17 protein-coding genes, 1 pseudogene and 1 other annotated feature are annotated in these 20,606 nt (G+C 34.2%); of the genes and pseudogenes, 15 read left to right on the forward strand and 3 right to left on the reverse strand.

The features are described from left to right. The first annotated feature begins 241 nt into the window (after positions 1–241). The 9 genes and pseudogenes from ilvE (at position 242) to leuD (ending at position 10,573) form a co-directional block, all read left to right on the forward strand. Positions 242–1,132: a branched-chain-amino-acid transaminase gene (gene ilvE / locus CN601_RS05485; protein WP_098120824.1), complete on the forward strand. Its 891-nt coding sequence runs from the start codon at positions 242–244 to the stop codon at positions 1,130–1,132. A gap of 6 nt (positions 1,133–1,138) precedes the next feature. Then, the gene (gene ilvD, locus CN601_RS05490; RefSeq protein WP_098120823.1) at positions 1,139–2,806 is read left to right on the forward strand and encodes a dihydroxy-acid dehydratase; all 1,668 of its coding nucleotides are present in this window, start codon (positions 1,139–1,141) and stop codon (positions 2,804–2,806) included. Beyond that, positions 2,805–3,038, forward strand: a binding site (T-box leader). Its footprint overlaps the gene before it by 2 nt. Before the next feature lie 99 nt (positions 3,039–3,137). Next, complete coding sequence (gene ilvB / locus CN601_RS05495) at positions 3,138–4,826, forward strand: acetolactate synthase large subunit (protein WP_098170442.1); 1,689 nt, start codon at positions 3,138–3,140, stop codon at positions 4,824–4,826. Beyond that, positions 4,826–5,341 (forward strand): acetolactate synthase small subunit, encoded by a 516-nt coding sequence (gene ilvN, locus CN601_RS05500; protein WP_098120822.1) that lies wholly within the window; start codon positions 4,826–4,828, stop codon positions 5,339–5,341. The genes ilvB and ilvN overlap by 1 nt, the downstream gene beginning before the upstream one ends. Before the next feature lie 43 nt (positions 5,342–5,384). After that, the gene (gene ilvC / locus CN601_RS05505) at positions 5,385–6,395 is read left to right on the forward strand and encodes a ketol-acid reductoisomerase (protein WP_098170383.1); all 1,011 of its coding nucleotides are present in this window, start codon (positions 5,385–5,387) and stop codon (positions 6,393–6,395) included. Between the two features lie 3 nt (positions 6,396–6,398). Next, a pseudogene (locus CN601_RS05510) lies at positions 6,399–7,520 on the forward strand (2-isopropylmalate synthase); the annotation flags it as partial. A 41-nt stretch (positions 7,521–7,561) separates the two neighbouring features. Then, entirely contained in the window at positions 7,562–8,629 is a 1,068-nt protein-coding gene (leuB, locus tag CN601_RS05515) for a 3-isopropylmalate dehydrogenase (protein ID WP_098120819.1), read from the forward strand. After that, a complete protein-coding gene (gene leuC / locus CN601_RS05520; RefSeq protein WP_098120818.1) occupies positions 8,626–10,020 on the forward strand; it encodes a 3-isopropylmalate dehydratase large subunit in 1,395 nt (464 codons plus the stop codon). Before leuB ends, leuC begins: the two co-directional genes overlap by 4 nt. Then, positions 9,998–10,573, forward strand: coding sequence for a 3-isopropylmalate dehydratase small subunit (gene leuD, locus CN601_RS05525; protein WP_098170385.1), 576 nt, complete (start codon positions 9,998–10,000; stop codon positions 10,571–10,573). Before leuC ends, leuD begins: the two co-directional genes overlap by 23 nt. Before the next feature lie 105 nt (positions 10,574–10,678). Here the strand turns inward: leuD and CN601_RS05530 are convergent, their stop codons facing one another. After that, the gene (locus CN601_RS05530) at positions 10,679–11,182 is read right to left on the reverse strand and encodes an immunoglobulin-like domain-containing protein (RefSeq protein ID WP_098170386.1); all 504 of its coding nucleotides are present in this window, start codon (positions 11,180–11,182) and stop codon (positions 10,679–10,681) included. Between the two features lie 148 nt (positions 11,183–11,330). Next, positions 11,331–12,092: a sulfite exporter TauE/SafE family protein gene (locus CN601_RS05535; protein WP_373604955.1), complete on the reverse strand. Its 762-nt coding sequence runs from the start codon at positions 12,090–12,092 to the stop codon at positions 11,331–11,333. Positions 12,093–12,204: 112 nt separating this feature from the next. Here CN601_RS05535 and CN601_RS05540 point away from each other — a divergent pair, with 112 nt between their 5' ends. Both CN601_RS05540 and CN601_RS05545 read left to right on the forward strand, forming a co-directional pair. Then, on the forward strand, positions 12,205–12,990 hold the full coding sequence (locus CN601_RS05540; RefSeq protein ID WP_098170387.1) for a TrmB family transcriptional regulator: 786 nt from the start codon (positions 12,205–12,207) through the stop codon (positions 12,988–12,990). Between the two features lie 249 nt (positions 12,991–13,239). Next, positions 13,240–14,088 (forward strand): DegV family protein, encoded by an 849-nt coding sequence (locus CN601_RS05545; protein WP_179865448.1) that lies wholly within the window; start codon positions 13,240–13,242, stop codon positions 14,086–14,088. A 416-nt stretch (positions 14,089–14,504) separates the two neighbouring features. On the opposite strand, the gene CN601_RS05550 is transcribed toward CN601_RS05545, so the two are convergent. After that, positions 14,505–14,699 carry a DUF6199 family natural product biosynthesis protein gene (locus CN601_RS05550; RefSeq protein WP_098170389.1) on the reverse strand — a complete coding sequence of 65 codons (195 nt, stop codon included), beginning with the start codon at positions 14,697–14,699 and terminating at the stop codon, positions 14,505–14,507. Between the two features lie 1,182 nt (positions 14,700–15,881). Here CN601_RS05550 and CN601_RS05555 point away from each other — a divergent pair. The 4 genes from CN601_RS05555 to CN601_RS05570 all read left to right on the forward strand — a co-directional run bounded on the left by CN601_RS05555 (position 15,882) and on the right by CN601_RS05570 (position 20,200). Continuing rightward, positions 15,882–16,886, forward strand: coding sequence for a zinc-dependent alcohol dehydrogenase family protein (locus CN601_RS05555; RefSeq protein WP_098170390.1), 1,005 nt, complete (start codon positions 15,882–15,884; stop codon positions 16,884–16,886). Between the two features lie 185 nt (positions 16,887–17,071). Further along, positions 17,072–18,220: an acyl-CoA dehydrogenase family protein gene (locus CN601_RS05560; RefSeq protein WP_098170391.1), complete on the forward strand. Its 1,149-nt coding sequence runs from the start codon at positions 17,072–17,074 to the stop codon at positions 18,218–18,220. A 29-nt stretch (positions 18,221–18,249) separates the two neighbouring features. Continuing rightward, entirely contained in the window at positions 18,250–19,401 is a 1,152-nt protein-coding gene (locus CN601_RS05565) for a thiolase family protein (RefSeq protein WP_098120811.1), read from the forward strand. 28 nt (positions 19,402–19,429) lie between these two features. Beyond that, positions 19,430–20,200 (forward strand): 3-hydroxyacyl-CoA dehydrogenase, encoded by a 771-nt coding sequence (locus CN601_RS05570; protein WP_098120810.1) that lies wholly within the window; start codon positions 19,430–19,432, stop codon positions 20,198–20,200. Positions 20,201–20,606 lie beyond the last annotated feature (406 nt).

Below are 20,606 nucleotides of genomic sequence, written 5' to 3' on the forward strand. Positions count from 1 at the left end.
ATTTACAGAAAATTCTGTTTAAATTAACCATATGATAATCCTTTTGAAAAAATGTTTCAAGTGAAAAATTTTGTCGAAAAATTATTTTGAAAAAATGTAAAGGTTTTCATTGTTGATTTATCAATATTTAAACTGTTTTTGAATAAATTGTGAATTTTAAATTTTCTAAAAACTTGTTGATTAATTTCTGAGATTGGAATAAAGTAAGTACAAATATTTTAACTCTTGAGGAGGATTAACCGTGACAGCCCAGCAGATTTTTCTAAATGGTGAATTCGTTCAAAAGCAGGATGCTAAAGTTTCTGTATATGATCATGGATATCTATATGGAGATGGAGTATTCGAAGGAATTCGCGTATATGAAGGTAATGTATTTCGCTTAAAAGAACATCTAATTCGATTATACGAATCAGCAAAATCAATTTTATTAACGATTCCTTATTCTTTGGAAGAATTAACTCAAATTGTTGTTGAAACAGTCAATCGTAATAACTTACATAGTGGTTATATTCGACTCGTAGTCTCAAGAGGTGAAGGAAATTTAGGATTAGATCCAGCTTCATGTTTAAGAGCAAATGTAGTTGTCATTGCAGAACAACTAGCACTTTTTCCACAAGAACTATATGACAATGGGATGGAAATTGTAACAGTAGCAACGAGAAGAAATCGAAGTGATGTATTAAATCCACAAATTAAGTCTTTAAATTACTTAAATAATATATTAGTAAAAATTGAAGCTAAATTAGCAGGTGTTCAAGAAGCGCTAATGCTAAATGATCAAGGCTTCGTAGCTGAAGGGTCAGGAGATAATGTTTTCTTAGTAAAAGGAAATAGGTTAATAACTCCACCAAGTTCAGCAGGTGCATTAGAAGGAATTACAAGAAATGCAATTATGGAACTAGGCGACACATTAGGTTATGAGGTAGAAGAAAAATTATTTACTAGACATGATGTTTATATTGCAGATGAAGTTTTCTTAACAGGAACAGCAGCCGAAGTAATTGGTGTATCTAAAGTAGATGGTCGAGTGATTGGTAATGGTAAACCTGGTCCAAATACACAGCGTTTATTACAAGCATTTCGTCAATTAGTAGTAGAAGACGGAGAAAAAATTTACGTAAAACAAGGGTGATGAATTGTGCGAAGTGACATGATAAAAAAAGGAATCGATCGAGCGCCGCATCGTAGTTTATTATTAGCGGCAGGCGTCAAAGAAGAAGATTTTCATAAACCGTTTATTGCAGTTTGTAATTCATATATTGATATAGTACCAGGTCATATTCACTTAAGAGAAATGGCCGATGTAGTAAAACAAGCGATTCGAGATGCTGGTGGAGTACCATTTGAGTTTAATACGATTGGTGTCGATGATGGAATCGCAATGGGGCATATTGGAATGAGGTACTCTCTCCCTAGTAGGGAAATTATTGCTGATGCTGCTGAAACAGTCGTTAATGCACATTGGTTTGATGGAGTATTCTATATGCCAAATTGTGATAAAATCACACCGGGAATGCTGATGGCATCTGTTCGTACAAATGTACCAGCGGTTTTCGTATCTGGTGGACCAATGGCTGGTGGGCTTTCTAAAGACGGAAAGGCTTTATCTCTTGTTTCAGTATTTGAAGGGGTTGGAGCTTTTAAATCAGGAAAAATGAGTGTTGAAGAATTACTCGATATTGAAAAATCGGCATGTCCAACATGTGGATCATGTTCAGGAATGTTTACAGCAAATTCAATGAATTGCATTATGGAAATGCTTGGTGTAGCACTACCATACAACGGAACAATCCTTGCAACTAGTAAAGACAGACATAAATTAATTCGTGATGCAGCCAATCATTTAATGGACTGTATTGAAAAAGATATTAAGCCAAGAGACATTATTACAAAAGAGGCAATTGATGACGCGTTTGCATTAGATATGGCAATGGGTGGTTCGACAAACACAGTTTTACACTTAATGGCAATTGCAAACGAAGCAGGAATTGAATACGACTTAAAAGATATTAATGACGTAGCGAGAAGAGTACCTTACTTATCAAAAATTAGTCCCGCTTCGCATTACTCAATGCATGATGTGCATTTAGCAGGCGGAGTTCCAGCAATAATTAAAGAACTTACTACAATACCAGGAGCAATTAATAGTGATCGCATTACGATTACAGGAAAAACTTTATTCGAGAATGTGCAAGAAGCTACAATCTCAAATAGTGAAGTAATTCGTAAAAAAGAAAATCCTTATTCTGAGACAGGAGGATTATCAATATTACATGGTAATCTTGCGCCAGATGGATCAGTTATTAAAGTAGGTGCTGTTGACCCTTCAATTCAAACGTTTATAGGCGAAGCAATTTGTTTTAACTCACATGATGAAGCGGTTGAAGCAATTGATGGAGGGCTCGTAAAAGAAGGGCATGTCGTTGTAATTCGATATGAAGGTCCAAAAGGAGGACCTGGAATGCCTGAAATGCTCGCACCAACATCATCAATTGTTGGTAGAGGACTAGGAACAAAGGTTGCTTTAATTACAGATGGTCGTTTTTCAGGTGCTACCCGAGGAATTGCGATAGGACATATTTCTCCAGAGGCAGCTGAAGGTGGACCAATCGCATATATTGAAGACGGTGATGAAATTATTATCGATCTTTTATCAAGAAGTATTACATTATCAGTTTCAAATGAAGTTTTAGAAACTCGAAAACAATCAGTTGAATTGCATGAACCGAAAGTAAAAACAGGTTATTTAGCAAGATATGCAAAATTAGTTACTTCTGCTAATACAGGTGGAATTTTAAAAATATGAAAAAGCATTGAAAGAGAAAAGTAGTTATGAAAAGGATCTTCAGAGAGTCGGTGGATGGTGTGAACCGATGGCCTTGATTAATGAAACTCACTCTTGAGTGTCAGGCTGAAAAATTATTTGTAGGCCTGAACGTTGGCGACGTTATAGCTAGATTTTGGTTATCCAAAATCCCAAAGTTAGGTTATTAACCTAAGAAGAAGGGTGGTACCGCGAAAAGTCTTTCGCCCCTTCAGCATCTGCTGAAGTGTGGAGTCATGGCTTTTTTTATTGCGAATAAATGGATAAATTTTATCCGAAAATGGAGGGAAATTTAGAAATGAGTCATCATTCGATGAGAACTCTGTCAAAACAGAAGTCAGGTGCAAATTTATTAATTGATGCTTTGAAAGAAGAAAATGTTGAAATGATTTTTGGTTACCCTGGAGGGGCAGTATTACCATTATATGATGCACTTTATGATGCTGATATTCCCCACATTCTATCAAGACACGAACAGGGTGCAATCCATGCGGCAGAAGGATATGCAAGAGTAACTGGTCGACCAGGTGTAGTAATTGCTACGAGTGGTCCTGGGGCAACAAATGTGGTAACAGGTCTAGCAGATGCGATGATGGATTCCCTACCTTTAGTTGTTTTCACTGGCCAGGTTGCTACAAATGTAATTGGTACTGATGCCTTTCAAGAAGCAGATGTTATTGGAATAACAATGCCAGTTACAAAACACAACTACCAAGTACGAAATGTAGAAGATGTTCCACAAATCGTAAAAGAAGCATTTCATATTGCTTCAACCGGCCGACAAGGCCCAGTTGTAATTGATCTACCTAAAAATATGATGGCTGAAAAAGGAGTGAAAAAAGACGAAGTAGAAGTTCAATTACCAGGTTATCAACCGACATATGAACCAAATTTTATTCAAATTACAAAGCTCGTAGCTGCGATTGAAAAAGCAAAAAAACCAGTTGTCTTAGCAGGTGCAGGCATTTTACATGCAAAAGCGGCAGAAGAGTTTACTGAATTTATAAAAAAGTTTAATCTCCCAGTAGTTAATACATTGTTAGGCTTAGGTGGATTTCCAGCAAATGAGGAATTATTCCTTGGAATGGGTGGGATGCACGGTACTTATACAGCAAATATGGCAATGTACGAAAGTGATTTGCTCATTAATATCGGAGCAAGATTTGATGATCGATTAACAGGCAATTTAGTACACTTTGCTAAAAATGCAGTTGTAGCACATATCGATATCGATCCAGCGGAAATAAACAAGGTTATTCCAACAAATATTCCAATCGTTGGATGTGCTAAAGAAGTACTAAAGGTTTTGTTAAAACAAGAGGTAGATAAACAGAATCATAGTGAATGGCTTGAGCTCCTTAAAAATCGTAAAGAAGACTTTCCTTTACAGTATGAAGCAAGTAGTGAGGTGATTAAACCACAAACGGTCTTAACTTTACTCCACTCAATTACAAAGGGGAAAGCTACTATTTCTACAGATGTAGGTCAACATCAAATGTGGGCTGCTCAGTATTATCCATTTAAAGAACCACATAAATGGATCACATCTGGTGGACTTGGAACGATGGGATTTGGATTACCTTCAGCAATTGGTGCACAATTTGCAAAACCCGATGAACTAGTTGTAGCAATCGTTGGTGATGCTGGATTTCAAATGACATTGCAAGAAATGAGCATGATTAAGGAACATAATTTACCAGTCAAAATTTTAATTTTAAACAATGCTGCTCTAGGAATGGTAAGACAGTGGCAATCAGCGTTTTATAATGACCGCTTCTCTAGTTCTCTATTAGACTGCCAACCTAGTTTTACTAAACTTGCAGAAGCATATGGCATTAAAGGAATAACGATATCAGATCCAAGTTTAGTTGAAAATCAATTAAGAGAAGCTATTGAATTTGATGGACCAGTATTAATTGATTGTAGAGTACATCAAGCTGAAATCGTTACACCAATGGTTCCACCAGGTAAAGGGATTCACGAAATGGAAGGGGTGAAATAATGAAACGAGTCATTACATCGACTGTATTAAATAACAGTGGCGTACTTAATAGAATTACAGGGGTTATTTCCAGAAGGCGATTTAATATTGAAAGTATTTCTGTAGGTCATACAGAACAAGATCATATTTCGAGAATTACGTTTGTCGTTCATGTAGATGATCTTCAACAAGTTGAACAATTGATTAAACAGCTTCATAAGCAAATTGATGTCATAAAAGTAGCTGATATAACTGAAGATTCAGTTATTGCTAGAGAACTAGCATTAATAAAAGTAAGTACAAATGCTACTACTAGAAATGAAATTTACAGCTTAATTGAACCATTTCGAGCATCCGTTATTGATGTAAGTCGAGATCAGATTGTCGTTCAAGTAACTGGTACCTCTGATAAAGTTGAGGCTTTGATTGAATTATTAAGACCTTTCGAACTAAAAGAAATAGCTCGTACAGGTGTAACTGCATTTACTAGATCTGCTAAACATAAGGAGCATGCTCAAAAGCTACTCTCTTATTAAAATAAAAAAATAAAACAAACAAAAAAATTGGAGGAATTTAAAAATGGCTAAAGTTTATTATGGTACAGATGTGTTGGAAAACGTATTAGTAGGGAAAACGATTGCAGTAATTGGGTATGGATCACAAGGTCACGCACACGCTTTAAATCTACATGACAATGGACATAAGGTTGTAGTTGGTTGTCGACCTGGAAAATCATGGGATGCTGCTGTGAATGATGGATTACATGTAACTACTGTTGCAGAGGCTTCAAAAGCAGCGGACGTAGTAATGATTTTATTACCAGATGAGCATCAACCAAATGTATATAAAAATGAAATCGAACCTTACTTAGAAAATGGTAATGCGCTTGCGTTTGCACACGGATTTAATGTTCATTTTGATCAAATTGTTCCTCCAGCAAATGTAGATGTATTCTTAGTAGCTCCAAAAGGACCAGGACATCTTGTAAGACGTACTTTTGTCGATGGTGCAGCAGTTCCAGCATTATTTGCTGTATACCAAGATGTAACTGGTGAAGCAAAAAACGTAGCTCTTTCTTACGCTGAAGGAATTGGTTCAACAAGAGCAGGAGTACTTGAAACAACATTTAAAGAAGAAACTGAAACAGATCTATTTGGAGAGCAAGCGGTATTATGTGGTGGTGTAACATCATTAGTAAAATCAGGATTTGAAACGTTAGTAGAAGCAGGATACCAACCAGAAGTAGCATATTTTGAATGTTTGCATGAATTAAAGCTAATCGTTGATTTAATGTACGAAGGTGGAATGAGCTACATGAGATATTCGATCTCTGATACTGCTCAGTGGGGCGATTTCGTTTCTGGTCCAAGAGTCGTTGCAAATGAATCAAAATTAGCGATGAAAGATATTTTAGCAGAAATCCAAGATGGTACATTTGCAAAAGGCTGGATTAACGAAAATAAAAATGGTCGTCCAGTATTCAATGAAATTAATGAAAGTGAAAAACAACATCAATTAGAAGAAGTAGGCGAAAAACTTCGTGCAATGATGCCATTTATCCAAAGAAAAGAAAAGGTCGAGGTGAAATAAAAAATGAGTAAAATTCAGTTTCTTGATACAACATTACGTGATGGCGAACAATCTCCAGGGGTTAATTTAAATCGATTTGAAAAACTCGAAATTGCAAGACAACTAGAGTCTTTAGGTGTTGATATCATTGAAGCTGGTTTTGCCGCTTCCTCAGAAGGTGACTTTTTAGGTGTTCAAGAGATTGCGAGACAGATTCGTTCTGTCTCCGTCTCTAGCCTTTCTCGCGCAAAAGATTCAGATATTAAAACAGCATGGGATGCGTTAAAAAATGCAGCAGAACCGAGACTTCATATTTTCTTAGCGACAAGTGATATCCATATGAAATACAAGTTAAATATGACGAGATTAGAAGTTTTGGAAACTGCTAAACATTGTGTTTCATTAGCTAAATCTTTTTTTCCAAAAGTACAAATTTCAGCTGAAGATGCATGTCGCACTGATCGGGCATTTCTTGCAGAATTTGCAGAGACTGCGATTAAAGCCGGTGCAGATGTTATCAATATACCAGATACAGTAGGGTATACTAGTCCTTCTGAATACTACGATTTATTTAAATATTTACAAGAACATGTTCCTTCTTACGATAAAGCGGTTTTTTCTTGTCATTGTCATGATGATCTAGGTATGGCAGTAGCAAACTCATTAGCAGCAATTCAGGCTGGAGCAAATCAAGTAGAGTGTACAGTTAATGGAATTGGCGAAAGAGCAGGAAATGCAGCACTAGAAGAAATTGCAGTTGCACTACATATTAGAGAAGATGTATATCGTAAAAATACGAATTTACGATTACATGAAATTACGAAAACAAGTGAACTTGTTAGTCGTCTAACCGGTATGGTTGTCCAGAAGAATAAAGCGATTGTTGGTACAAATGCATTCGCTCATGAATCAGGAATTCATCAAGATGGCGTTTTAAAAGAGCCTACAACATATGAAATTATTCCGCCATCATTAATTGGGCTTTCTACTAATTCATTAGTATTAGGTAAGCACTCAGGCCGTCATGCTTTTTCCGACAAACTAAAAGAACTTGGATTTAACTTTTCAAAAGAAATTATTAACGAGGCTTTTAGTCAATTTAAGACTTTAACAGATACAAAGAAAGACATTACAGATGCAGATTTATTAAACATTATTAGTAAGTGGAGCGAAAAGGAGGTTCTAAAATGAAATTAAATATCGCATGTCTTCCAGGAGACGGAATCGGACCAGAAATTATGAGTTCAGCTGTGCAAGTTTTAGAACAAATTGCACAATCATATCAACATAACTTTACTTTTTCTACAAATTTATTTGGTGGTCATGCTATTGATGAAACAGGTACTTCTTTACCGAAAGAAACATTAGAAAATTGTTTAAATTCGGATGCCGTGTTATTAGCGGCAGTTGGTGGACCAAAATGGGATCAAGGTGTTGAACGGCCGGAGAGTGGTTTATTACGATTAAGAAAGTCACTTAATTTATATGCTAACATTCGTCCAGTCGATGTATACGATGAGTTAGTCAATCATTCGCCTTTAAAATCAGAACAAGTTAGAAATGTAAGCTTTGTTGTTGTTCGTGAATTGACAGGCGGAATTTATTTCTCAGAACCACGTTTTCATAATGAAAATGAAGCGACAGATACACTTTCCTATACTAGAGCGGAAATTGAACGAATTGTAACTTATGGGTTTGAATTAGCAAAAACAAGAAAAGGAAAACTTACATCAGTTGATAAAGCAAATGTATTAGAATCTAGTAAACTTTGGAGAAAAATTGTCAATGAATTAAGTTCAAATTACCCAGAAGTGGAAGTTGAGCATATTCTTGTAGATGCAGCTGCAATGGAATTAATTAGAAACCCAAGAAGATTTGATGTAATCGTTACTGAAAATTTATTTGGTGATATTTTAAGTGATGAAGCTTCCATGATTACAGGTTCACTAGGTATGCTACCTTCGACAAGTAAGTCAGGAAATGGACCTTCATTGTATGAACCTATTCATGGCTCTGCTCCAGATATAGCAGGACAAAATAAAGCGAATCCTATTGCGATGTTAAGGTCTGTTGCGATGATGCTACGTGATTTTAATTTAGTCGATGAAGCAAATTCTATTGAAAATGCGATTGTTAATACAATAAATAACGGCAACTTAACAGGTGACTTAGGCGGAAAAAGTTCAACGACTGAATTTACTGATCAAGTATTAAAAGAGTTACAATTTCAAACGGTTGGAGGTACAATTCGATGAAACAAACATTGTTTGATAAGCTTTGGCAAAATCATGTCGTAACTGGTGAAGTAGGTAAACCTCAGCTTTTGTATATCGATTTACATTTAGTTCATGAAGTAACTTCACCACAAGCATTTGAAGGATTAAGATTATCTAATCGGAATGTAAGAAGACCAGAATTAACTTTTGCGACAATGGATCATAATGTCCCTACCGTAAATCAATTAGTGATTACAGATTTAATCGCAAAACAACAGATGGATACGTTAAGAAATAATTGTCATGAATTCAATATTCCTTTAGCCGATATAACTGATGAAGAACAAGGTATTGTCCATGTAATTGGTCCTGAGCTAGGTTTAACACAACCCGGAAAAACAATTGTTTGTGGAGATAGTCATACATCTACACATGGTGCATTTGGAGCATTAGCATTTGGAATAGGAACAAGTGAAGTTGAACACGTATTAGCAACACAAACATTATGGCAAGTTAAACCGAAATCAATGGGTGTAAAACTTGATGGTAAGCTGCCAAAAGGTGTATATGCAAAAGATATCATTCTGCATTTATTAGCAACTTACGGTGTTTCAATGGGAACAGGTCATGTCATTGAGTTTTACGGTGAGGCAGTTAGCAATATGACAATGGAAGAACGTATGACACTTTGCAATATGGCGATTGAAGGTGGAGCTAAAGCAGGATTGATTGCACCTGACCAAAAAACATTTGATTATTTAAAAGGTCGAAAATTTACAGTAAATTCATATGATCAAAAATTGATAGAATGGAAGAAATTATATACAGAAGAAGGCGCAGTATATGACAAGTCAATCGAAGTTGACGTGACAACACTTGCACCATATGTAACTTGGGGAACAAATCCTGGTATGGGCGTAAGAATTGACGAAGTTCTTCCAAAAGCTAAAGATGAAAACTACGAACGTGCATATGAATATATGGGATTAAAACCTGAAATTACACCTAACGAAATTCCTGTCCAACATGTATTTATCGGTTCTTGTACAAATTCTAGATTATCTGATTTAGAAGAAGCAGCAAATTACCTTAAAGGGAAGAAAGTAAAATCAGACGTGCGAGCATTAGTTGTTCCAGGCTCTAAAAAAGTCCGAAATCTAGCAATGGAAAAAGGACTACATAAAATATTTATTGAAGCAGGATTTGAATGGAGAGAAGCCGGTTGTTCGATGTGCCTAGCAATGAATCCGGATCAAGTACCAGCTGGAGAACATTGTGCATCTACATCTAATCGAAACTTTGAAGGAAGACAAGGTAAAGGAGCACGAACACATCTAGTAAGTCCAGTTATGGCTGCGGCTGCTGCAGTTCATGGTCATTTTATTGACATTCGAAAGGAGCAAGCAAATGAAACCGTTACGTACGCATAAAGGTACAACAGTATCAATCATGCTAGACAATATCGACACAGACCAAATTATTCCAAAACAATATTTAAAACGAATCGAGCGAACTGGCTTTGGAGAATTCTTATTTGATGAATGGAGATATCATGACGATCGCTCACCTAATAAAACATTCGCTTTAAATTACGAAGAGAGAAAAAACGCTTCAATCTTAATAAGTGGAAATAATTTTGGTTGCGGCTCATCCAGAGAGCACGCACCTTGGGCATTAAATGATTATGGCTTTACCATTGTTATTGCGGGTAGCTTCGCAGATATCTTTTACAATAACTGTATAAAAAATGGCATGTTGCCAATCGTCTTAAATGATGAGATTCGCGCTCAATTATCCACATTAAATGGAACGCAAGAAATTGAAGTAGACTTAGAAAAACAAGTAGTAAAAACAATATTTGGGAACTATGAATTTTCAATCGATCCAGTTTGGAAAGAGAAATTACTAAATGGCTTAGATGATATTGCCATTACGATGAAATATGAAAATGATATAGCAAAATATGAAAAGTTACATGCTTAAATAAAAAGAAGTGTCTTATAAGTAAATTTATAAGACACTTCTTTTTTTATTTCCACATCTATGTTTTGAATGAATGATTAGAATATGTAAGGTTTAAAACGCCTATTAAAGTATTTGAAAAATAGAAGATAGTTTAACGTATTTGTCTGCATTTAGTGAAAACGACTTGATCACTCGATAAAAACCTGGTTCAAGTAGTTTTGAAAGACGTGCTGAACTAATTGTAATCGTTTCATCTTTTATTTCTGATTGGTTAATAACCAGACCAATTTGCTTAAACTGGAAATCTTTTCGAAAGGGTACCTCTTTCCACGTTTCTGTTTTTTCATCAAATCGCTCGATCGAATACGGTGTTCCATAAAATAGCTGTTCTCCATTATTGGCTATAGACAGTTTAATGGTTTTAGTGCCTTTCGAGTAATACTGTCCATCAAGATTCATTGATACTTGAATTGTACCATCATGAACTGTGTCATGAATCGTATTATGCGGCGAATCAACAAAAGATAGATAAATTTGCCGACTAAAGACATGTTCATTTGAATTCGTTGAACAAGCGGTCAGTAAACATAATAATACAAAAACACTGAGAAATAAGCCTTTTTTCATTTCATTTTCACCTCATAAAAGAAAATTCAACAGAATAGAAGAAGTTCCTTTTTATAAGTTAATGCAGACGAAAGAATCACCTTTCTATTATTCTGACATCGCAGTCGTATGTATAAATAAAGTATAATATCAATTGCGGGTAGTAAGCTTATTGAAAATAATCATAAACATTCTTCGCTAATAATAAACATGTCACTGAAATAAACAGCGTACGAACGTATCCACTTCCTTTTTTTATCGCAAATTTTGAACCGCAAATCGCACCAGCAATTTGTGCAATTCCCATTATTATTCCATAAGTATAGTTTACTTGACCTAAAAACATAAACATCATTAAACCAGCGATATTACTACAGAAGTTTAAAAACTTTGCATTCCCAGCAGCCTTTAAAAAATCAAAACCAATCAGTAAAAAAGAAAAAATTAAAAATGATCCTGTTCCAGGGCCAATGAATCCATCATAGAAGCCAATCGCAAAAATGGTAACTAGAAAAATAATGAACTGATAGGTGGGCAACTTTTTTGGGGATGAAAGGCTTCCCCAATTTTTCTTGAAAATAGTAAAAATAGCTACTACTGCCAGCATAATTAGCATCAACGGCTTAAGCAATTCAGGGTTTAGCAAATGAACGGTGTATGCACCTAATAATGAACCAATAAACGTGAGGGGAAAAAATTTAATCACTGATTTTAGATCGAGCTTACCTGAACGATAAAACATAAATGTACTTGTTAAGGAGCCAATAGTCGAAGCTAATTTGTTGGTAGCTACTGCCACAGCGGGATTCAACCCAGTAAATAATAATGTTGGTAGTGTAATCAGCCCACCACCTCCTACAACAGAGTCAATAAATGAAGCTAAAAATCCAAAAACAATTAAAATTATTAATAATGATGAGTCTAAATGCATTTCTATCAACCTTTCAACTTTAGTTACTACTGAAATAGTAACTAACTAATTGCTATCTGTAAATAGTTATTGTAAATTTATTACATAAGAAAATAATTGGAAGGTGATGAAAGTGGACAATATAGTGCAACAACTCAAAAAATTAGGTTTTAACGAATATGAATCTAAATCATATCTATCTCTCGTAAAACAAGGTCCGGTTACAGCTTACCAAGTTAGCAAGGACTCAGGAATACCAAGAGCACGAATTTATGATGTGTTAAGTAATCTTGTTGAAAAAGGAATTGTCTTGAGGGAAGAAATAAATGACACGGCTCGATATTCACCACTGCCTGTTGAAATCTTTTTGCAAAAGGCTCAATCTGAGTGGCAATCAACGTATTCAGAAATAAGCGATTCCTTAAAAAGTTTAGAAAACTCTAGTGAAAAAATGGACAACCGTGTTATTTCATTAAAAGACTATAAAACAATTATTAACTATTGCGTGACATTAATTAAAAAAGCAGAAAAACGTATTGTTATTTCGATGTGGGACGAAATGTATGAGGTTTTGAAAAAGGAACTAATTGAGGCGAGTGAAACAGTAACCATTCAAGGTATTACATTACACGTGGAAGATCCAATTGAAAATCTAGAAATCCATCGCATTACACCTTTTACTGAAACAAAGTCAACAGAACATTGGTTTATTTTGTCTATAGATTCTAAAGAAATGATTTATGGACCATCAACCAATGAGCGAAGTATTGCATTTTATACAGATGACCCTGTTCATATTTACTTATTAGAGGACTATGTATGGCACGATGTATTAGTGAATAGGCTTGTCAGACGTAGTCAGGACGATTTAGAGAAATGGATTACTGCTGAGCGAAAAACCTTCTTTATGGAAAAATAATCAGCTTATTCATAGAACAAAAAAATAAAGCATAAGGCACTTAATGCGCTTATGTTTTATTTTGATTGATGGAGTTTACTCAAATTACCGTGTAACAAAATGAACTATTCTTTCTCAACTAAATTCAAATTCATTTAACTTAAATTTGTCGATAAAAATAAATTTAAATGAAAAATAATTAATTGAATATTTAGAATACTATTTAATAAGATTAAAAACACATGATTAATTTAGGAAGAGGTGATTAAATTGAAACTTAAATTAATTGTAGATAGCTCTGCTGATCTTCCAACTGAAATATTGAAGAAATACGATATTTCAGTAATCCCTTTAAGAATTTATGACCAATTTGAAAAGGAATATTTGGATGGTGTAAATTTAAAAGCCCATGAGTTAATGGAAAGAATGAAAAATGGAGAGAATTTCACTTCATCTTTACCTTCTTACGATGCAATTTATCAGACTTTAGTCGCAAGTAGCACAGAGCAAAGCTGTGTATATCTAACATGCTCAGGGGATTTATCAGGAACTTATAATTTCGCGCAATTAGTTAAACTAGATATAATGGAAAACAATCCAAATGCTTCAATTCAGATAATCGATACTAGATCAGTATCACTTGGAATTGGAGTATTAGTAATGGAATTAATCGAAAGCATAAATAATGAAGAACCATTTGAAAATCTACTCAATGAATTAAACAACAATATAAATAAGATACAACATATTTTTACAATAGAAGATCTCCAATATTTAATACGGGGAGGGCGGGTCGGTAAATTTGCTGGATTCCTCGGAGGAATGTTAAATATAAATCCGATTATGGAAGTAAGTGAAGGGAAGTTTAAACCACTTGAAAAAGTACGGGGTCGAAAAAAGGCAATAAATCGCATGCTTGAATTAATGAAAATTAGAAAAGATGAACTTAAACGAACTGTTGGAGTTGTGTATGGAGTAAAAGACGATTCTACTGAACAATTTATAAAAAAGCTACAGGAGATTCTAGGCAGTGAAAACATCATTGAAAATTCAGTTGGAGCAGCAGTCGGTGTCCATACTGGCCCTAGCGCACTTGGCATCTTTTTCTTATCAAAATAAGAAAACTGATTTCGACTCTCAAAGTGGTGAGAGTTTTTTTATTTATATTAAATTAATAGATTTAGAAAGTATATCGTAATAACAATAAATAGTTTATGAGGAAATAAAGGAAATAACAAACATCTATTTCACTACTACTAAAAGACATGTTTAGTAATAATCAAACAGATTTTGACAAAATGAGATATTAAATTAGTAGGAAAATAGCAGTGATTTAATAAAGTTAGGGTACTAATTCAAATTAAGTAGATTATTCCTGTGGAAATTAATTTTAGTAGGATAGAAGTTTAAGTAACTATTCTTTCAATAGGAAAGAACTTGTGAAAAACTAGAGTGAAAAGTTTATTGAATTGGGTGAATTGACGGATTGAAAAAATGATTTGTTTTACTTATATTGTTCTATCTAATGCCCCTAATCACCATGTTGAAACATAGATTGTAAATATTGCGAATAGTGCTAACAATATTCCTCCGATACGTGTAGTAACAGTATAGAAACTAGATGGATCAGTTGAATTTTCCGTTTTCCAACTTTCTGTATTAAACCATATTAATTTAGGATTTGCTATTAGTAATCCGCCAAACAAAAGAAGAATAATCCCCATAATCATATTTGAATACCTCCTTAATAATTTTAATTAATTTGAGATGGGATTTAAGGGCTAATGTACCATTTTACAGCATTTTTACTAGGTGGGAGTTGAAATATTCAGAATCACAACATTAGGATTTCGAGTATTAGAATCACTAAACAATTTACTTACACTCATTTAACTCAGAAACACCTAAATTTGATAGTTGTGATGCTAGTGACTTTTTAATAGACCTTCACATTAGTCTATTACCAGTTCATCTCCTAACTCCTTCGATTTTGTTACTCTATACTCTCCAATTGATCAATTAAGATATCAATCTCAGAACAAAATAACGTTAAGATCCTCTTTGACTAGAGAAGACTCTTAGTGATTAGAAAGTTCTAATAATTAATTACAAATAGATTATATCAACGATTGGAAAAATTTTACAGAATTTTAATTCTTAATAGTGAAAATATATCTAAGAGAGAGTTTCATACATATGGTTTGTTAATATATTAGGATAGAGATGGGTAATAACAGCTATTTATTTTAGAGATTAACTTGCTGTATTTTGAGGAGTTTAAAATTAACATAGTAGGAGCAATAAAATTGGTGCAAATAAAAACGTCAAAAGTGCAAATAAAAATCGTGAAACTGCAATTAAATTTGTTGAAAGTGCAATTAAATTTCGTGACCTGCAAATAAAATCGTTAAAAGTGCAAACAAAAATCATGAAACTGCAAATAAAACTAGCTAATCTGCAATTTAAAAATATAAAACTGCAAATAAGCCTTTCCCATCAATGGAAAATTAGTTAAATAAGCATAAAAACAAGCTAATCTCCAAAAAAATTCAAATCTAGCAAAAATATAAGCTGTTAGCAAAACTTTTAGCCAGTTTTTATTAAATATATTGATCAAGGTACACATTATGGCCGAGACTTGAAAAATCCATCATTATAATTTATGGGAATTTCACGTACCGAAGTTAGCTGAATCTACATAATTCAAAAAAAATAAGCAAAACGATTAAATTTTCCAAGCAAAGAGCCGATTATGTCTATATCAATCCATTTTCATATTGCCACTATTCATACTCAATTCATTATATAAACCAATTTTAACTTTTTTTGGTAAAATAAAAATTGAATAAGATTTAATTTACATAAAAAGGGTATTACGACTTATTTAAAATTATTAAAAGGAGTGATTTGATTTGAAAGCTTATATTTTAAGAGACACAAAAGGACCTGAGTCGCTAAAATTGGAAAATGTCGAGATTGGTACATTAGACCGAAATGAAGTAGTAGTCAAAATAAAAGCAGCATCATTAAACAGACGTGACTATTTTATTACTCATGGTATGTATCCAGGGATGAAATTAGATGCAATTTTAGGTTCAGATGGGGCTGGAGTTATAGAGGCAGTTGGAGAAGCGGTAAAGGATTTTTCTGTTGGTGATGAAGTGATTATGAACCCGAGCTTAAACTGGGGAGATCGTGACGATATCAATTCAGAGGAATTTACTGTACTTGGTATGCCTTCAAATGGCACATTTGCTGAATATCTTAAACTACCAGTTGAAAATGTTTATAAAAAACCAGCATATCTGTCATGGGAAGAAGCGGCAGCAATTCCATTAGCGGCACTTACTGCTTACAGATCATTAATTACCCGTGGTCAATTACAGAAAAATGACGTGGTATTAATTCCTGGAATTGGAAGCGGAGTCGCGTTATACGCATTACAAATTGCTGTTGCATTTGGAGCAAAAGTAATCGTGACTTCAAGTAGTGAGGAAAAAATTGCAAAAGCAATCGAGTTAGGTGCAAATGCTGGTTTTAATTACCGAGAAAATGATTGGTATAAGAAACTTCGTAAGGAATTCGGTTTAGTTAATCTGACAATCGATGGAGTTGGTGGTGAGTCATTTAATCGTTTAATTGATTTAACTGCGCAAGGCGGAAGAATTGTATCATATGGTGCAACGAATGGTCCTGTTCCTCAAACAGTTTTACCTAAAGTATTCTTTAAAAATATGGATATTAGAGGGACGACGATGGGAAGTCCAAGAGAGTTTGAACAAATGGTAGCTTTCTTTGAACAACATAAAATTAAACCAATTTTAGATCAATCATTTGAATTTGTGGATGTAATTAGTGCGCTACAAAAAATGGGTGAAGGTAATAATTTTGGAAAAATTACGATTAAAATTGGGTAATTCGATTTATTTTTAAGAGTTTGTCTCCTATCAAAAGAACTGGTTAGCCAGTTCTTTTTTATTTTGCTCCTTGATAAATTATATTTAACATCATATGATTATTACAAATGTAATATTTATAAAATTTAGTATTTTGAATTTTGTAAGCGTTTTAATGGTGTGATATTTTTTTAGGGGGGCTTATTATGAAACATTCTTACTTAACGAGAGAACATGAAATTTTCCGCACGGCTCTTAGAAAATTTTTACAAAAAGAAGCTGTACCATTCTATGAAGAGTGGGAACAAAATAAAATGATTCCGAGAGAATTTTGGGATAAATTAGGCAACGAAGGATTTTTATGTCCATATGTTGATGAGAAATATGGCGGATTAGGTGTTGATTTCGGTTATTCTGTCATTATTATAGAGGAGCTTGAAAAGGTTGGATCAAGTTTTGTAGGTGTAGCATTACACAATGATATTGTTGTACCTTATTTGACTGCATATGGAAATGAAGAGCAAAAAATGGAATGGCTACCAAAATGTATCTCTGGTGAGTATATTACAGCAGTTGCTATGACTGAACCAGGCGCAGGATCAGACTTAGCTAATATTAAGACGACTGCAGTAAAACAAGGAGATTACTATATTGTAAATGGTGAAAAAACGTTTATTACAAATGGAATCCATTCAGACCTAATTATTATTGCAGTGAAAACAGATTCGACAATTCGACCTGCACATAAAGGAATTAGCTTATTAGTTGTCGAAAAAGATACAGTTGGGTTTTCTAGAGGGAAGAAATTAAATAAAGTAGGACTTCACAGTCAAGATACGGCTGAATTAATTTTCCAAGATGCGAAAGTGCCTGTAAAGAATTTGCTAGGTGAAGAAGGAAAAGGCTTCTACTACTTAATGGAAAAATTACAACAAGAACGATTAGTCGTTTCTTTAGAAGCATTAGTTTCAGCTGAAGCAATGCTAAAAGTGACAACTGAATATGTGAAAAGTAGAAAAGCATTTGGAAAATCAATTGCAGGTTTCCAAAATACTCAATTTAAACTTGTGGAATTAGCAACTGAAATTGAAATTGGTCGCACTTTCATTGAAGATTTAATTTATAAGCATATGGAAGGCATAAATGTTGTTAAACAAGTTTCGATGGCAAAATGGTGGATTACTGATTTAGGTAAAAAAGTGGCTTCTGAGTGTCTTCAATTACATGGTGGATATGGATATATGGAAGAATACGAGATTGCTAGACGTTTCAGAGATATTCAAATCATGTCAATTTATGCAGGTACAAATGAAATCATGAAGACAATTATTGCGAAACAATTAGATTTGAATTAATCCTAACTTAAATTTGGAGGATCATATTTATGAGAGAAGTAGTTATTGTGGATGCTTTAAGAACACCGATTGGTAAAAGAGGTGGCAGCTTTAGCGAAACAAGACCTGATGACTTAGCTGCGATTGTACTAAAGGAATTAGTAAGTCGAAATGAATTTGATCCGAAAGAAATAGATGATGTGATTATGGGCTGTGTTACGCAAGTTGGTGAACAGGCAGGTGATGTTGGTAGAATTGCAGCTTTATTAGCGGGTCTACCAATTGAAGTGCCCGGTGTAACCATTGACCGTCAATGTGGTTCAAGTCAACAATCTGTTCATTTTGCATCGCAAGCAATTTTAAGTGGAGATATGGACATTGTCATTGCAGCAGGAGTGGAAAGCATGACAAGAGTACCAATGTTTTCAAATTTAAAAGGATCAAAGTGGAATGAGAAGTTAACAAGTATGTTTGGTGACTTTAATCAAGGAATCTCTGCAGAACGAATTAATGAAAAGTGGAACATCTCTCGACAAGAGCAAGATGAATTTGCTTATAATAGCCATCAAAAAGCATTAAAAGCGATGAAGCAAGGCTACTTTGAAGACGAAATTGTTGCGGTTTCTGTTCATAATCAAGATGGTGAACTTGTTAAAGTGACAAAGGATGAAGGACCGAGAGAAAACTCATCAATTGAAAAATTAACTACTTTAAAACCAGTATTTATCGAAACTGGTTCGGTTACTGCTGGAAATGCAAGTCAAATTAGTGACGGTGCAGCAGGACTACTTTTAATGAGTAAAGAAAAAGCTCATCAATTAGGATTTAAGCCAAAGTTTAGAATTATAGGGAGAACTGTGATCGGATCAGACCCTAAATTAATGCTTACAGGGCCAATTCAAGCTACACAAAAAGTTCTGCAAAAATGTGGTTTAACAATTGATCAAATCGATTTGTTTGAAATAAATGAGGCATTTGCAACTGTACCTTTAGCATGGCAAAAAGAACTAGGGGTACCTTTTGAAAAATTAAATATTTTTGGTGGAGCGATCGCATTAGGTCACCCACTTGGTGCTAGTGGTGCAAGAGTTATGGTTACATTGTGTAACGCCTTAGAAAAAACAGGCGGTCGCTATGGATTACAAGCGATATGTGAGGGTCATGGTATGGCAAATGCAACAATTATCGAGAGATTAAATTAATTTTAACAAAACATTGGGGGATTTTATAATGAACATTCGTGAAAGTATCGCAATCGTTACAGGTGGAGCATCAGGTTTAGGTGCAGGAACAGTTAGAATGATCGTAGAAAATGGTGGGAAAGCTGCTATTTTCGATTTAAATGAAGAGCGAGCTACTAGCTTAATAGCTGAATTAGGTGAAGAGAATGTTTGTTTTGAAAAAACGGATGTATCATCAGAGGAAAGCGTAAAAAACTCACTTAAGAATGTTTTAACTAAATATGGTTCAATCAATACAGTAGTAAACTGCGCAGGTATTGTTTTAGCTGAAAAAGTAATTAAAAGAGAAGGAATTCATTCATTAGAATCATTCCAAAAAATCATAAATGTAAACCTAGTTGGTACATTTAACGTTATTCGTTTAGCAGCTGAACAAATGATTAACAACGAACCAAATGAATTTGGTGAAAGAGGTGTTATTATTAACACTGCTTCAGTTGCAGCATTTGATGGCCAAATGGGGCAAGCAGCTTACGGTGCATCAAAGAGCGCTGTAGCTGGTATGACATTACCAATTGCTAGGGACTTATCAAGATATGGCATCAGAGTAATGAGCATCGCTCCTGGTATATTTGAAACACCAATGTTTGATGTATTACCAGAAAAAGCTAGAGAATCATTAGGAAACATGGTTCCATTCCCATCACGTCTAGGTAAGCCATCAGAATACGCACATTTAGCGAAAAGCATCGTTGAAAATCCAATGTTAAACGGTGAAGTAATCCGCTTAGATGGTGCAATTCGTATGCAACCAAAGTGATTTAATACTTAACTTTAAAAGCTGGAGAAGCAGGGATTGAACTTGCTTTCCTGCTTTTTTTGTTTAGATTCTGAATTAGCTGTTAAATGAGATTGTTGATTTTACTAATTTAGAAGGTTAATTGAATAAGAAATACACGAAATTGTTACCACATTTTATAGCACTATGCCCTGATTTGGTTTCATTCAATTAATAAATTAAAAATGTACTTATGCCACTAACCTGGAGTGTTAGTTCAATGAGATGACAAGTCGTTTATACGGCTTTTTTTTATTTGAGAATTTGGCAGTTTCAAATAAAAAAATGAGTGGTTATTCATTCATTTTTATGATAAAGTAAAAATGCAGAATATTTTAAAAAATAAAATAAGATGAGATAACTGTGGTCGGAATTTTATACGTATTGT

The organism is Bacillus sp. AFS017336 (genome assembly GCF_002555445.1).
In the GTDB taxonomy this organism is placed as follows: Bacteria; Bacillota; Bacilli; order Bacillales; family Bacillaceae_G; genus Gottfriedia.

What these genes read in the sequence shown, in the direction of transcription:
- ilvB (WP_098170442.1), top strand. Translation starts at nt 3,138, where the DNA reads ATGAGAACTCTGTCAAAACAGAAGTCAGGTGCAAATTTATTAATTGAT.
- CN601_RS05530 (WP_098170386.1), bottom strand. Translation starts at nt 11,182, where the DNA reads ATGAAAAAAGGCTTATTTCTCAGTGTTTTTGTATTATTATGTTTACTG.
- ilvC (WP_098170383.1), top strand. Translation starts at nt 5,385, where the DNA reads ATGGCTAAAGTTTATTATGGTACAGATGTGTTGGAAAACGTATTAGTA.
- CN601_RS05550 (WP_098170389.1), bottom strand. Translation starts at nt 14,699, where the DNA reads ATGATTATGGGGATTATTCTTCTTTTGTTTGGCGGATTACTAATAGCA.
- leuB (WP_098120819.1), top strand. Translation starts at nt 7,562, where the DNA reads ATGAAATTAAATATCGCATGTCTTCCAGGAGACGGAATCGGACCAGAA.
- CN601_RS05565 (WP_098120811.1), top strand. Translation starts at nt 18,250, where the DNA reads ATGAGAGAAGTAGTTATTGTGGATGCTTTAAGAACACCGATTGGTAAA.
- leuD (WP_098170385.1), top strand. Translation starts at nt 9,998, where the DNA reads ATGAAACCGTTACGTACGCATAAAGGTACAACAGTATCAATCATGCTA.
- CN601_RS05535 (WP_373604955.1), bottom strand. Translation starts at nt 12,092, where the DNA reads ATGCATTTAGACTCATCATTATTAATAATTTTAATTGTTTTTGGATTT.
- CN601_RS05570 (WP_098120810.1), top strand. Translation starts at nt 19,430, where the DNA reads ATGAACATTCGTGAAAGTATCGCAATCGTTACAGGTGGAGCATCAGGT.
- leuC (WP_098120818.1), top strand. Translation starts at nt 8,626, where the DNA reads ATGAAACAAACATTGTTTGATAAGCTTTGGCAAAATCATGTCGTAACT.
- CN601_RS05560 (WP_098170391.1), top strand. Translation starts at nt 17,072, where the DNA reads ATGAAACATTCTTACTTAACGAGAGAACATGAAATTTTCCGCACGGCT.
- ilvN (WP_098120822.1), top strand. Translation starts at nt 4,826, where the DNA reads ATGAAACGAGTCATTACATCGACTGTATTAAATAACAGTGGCGTACTT.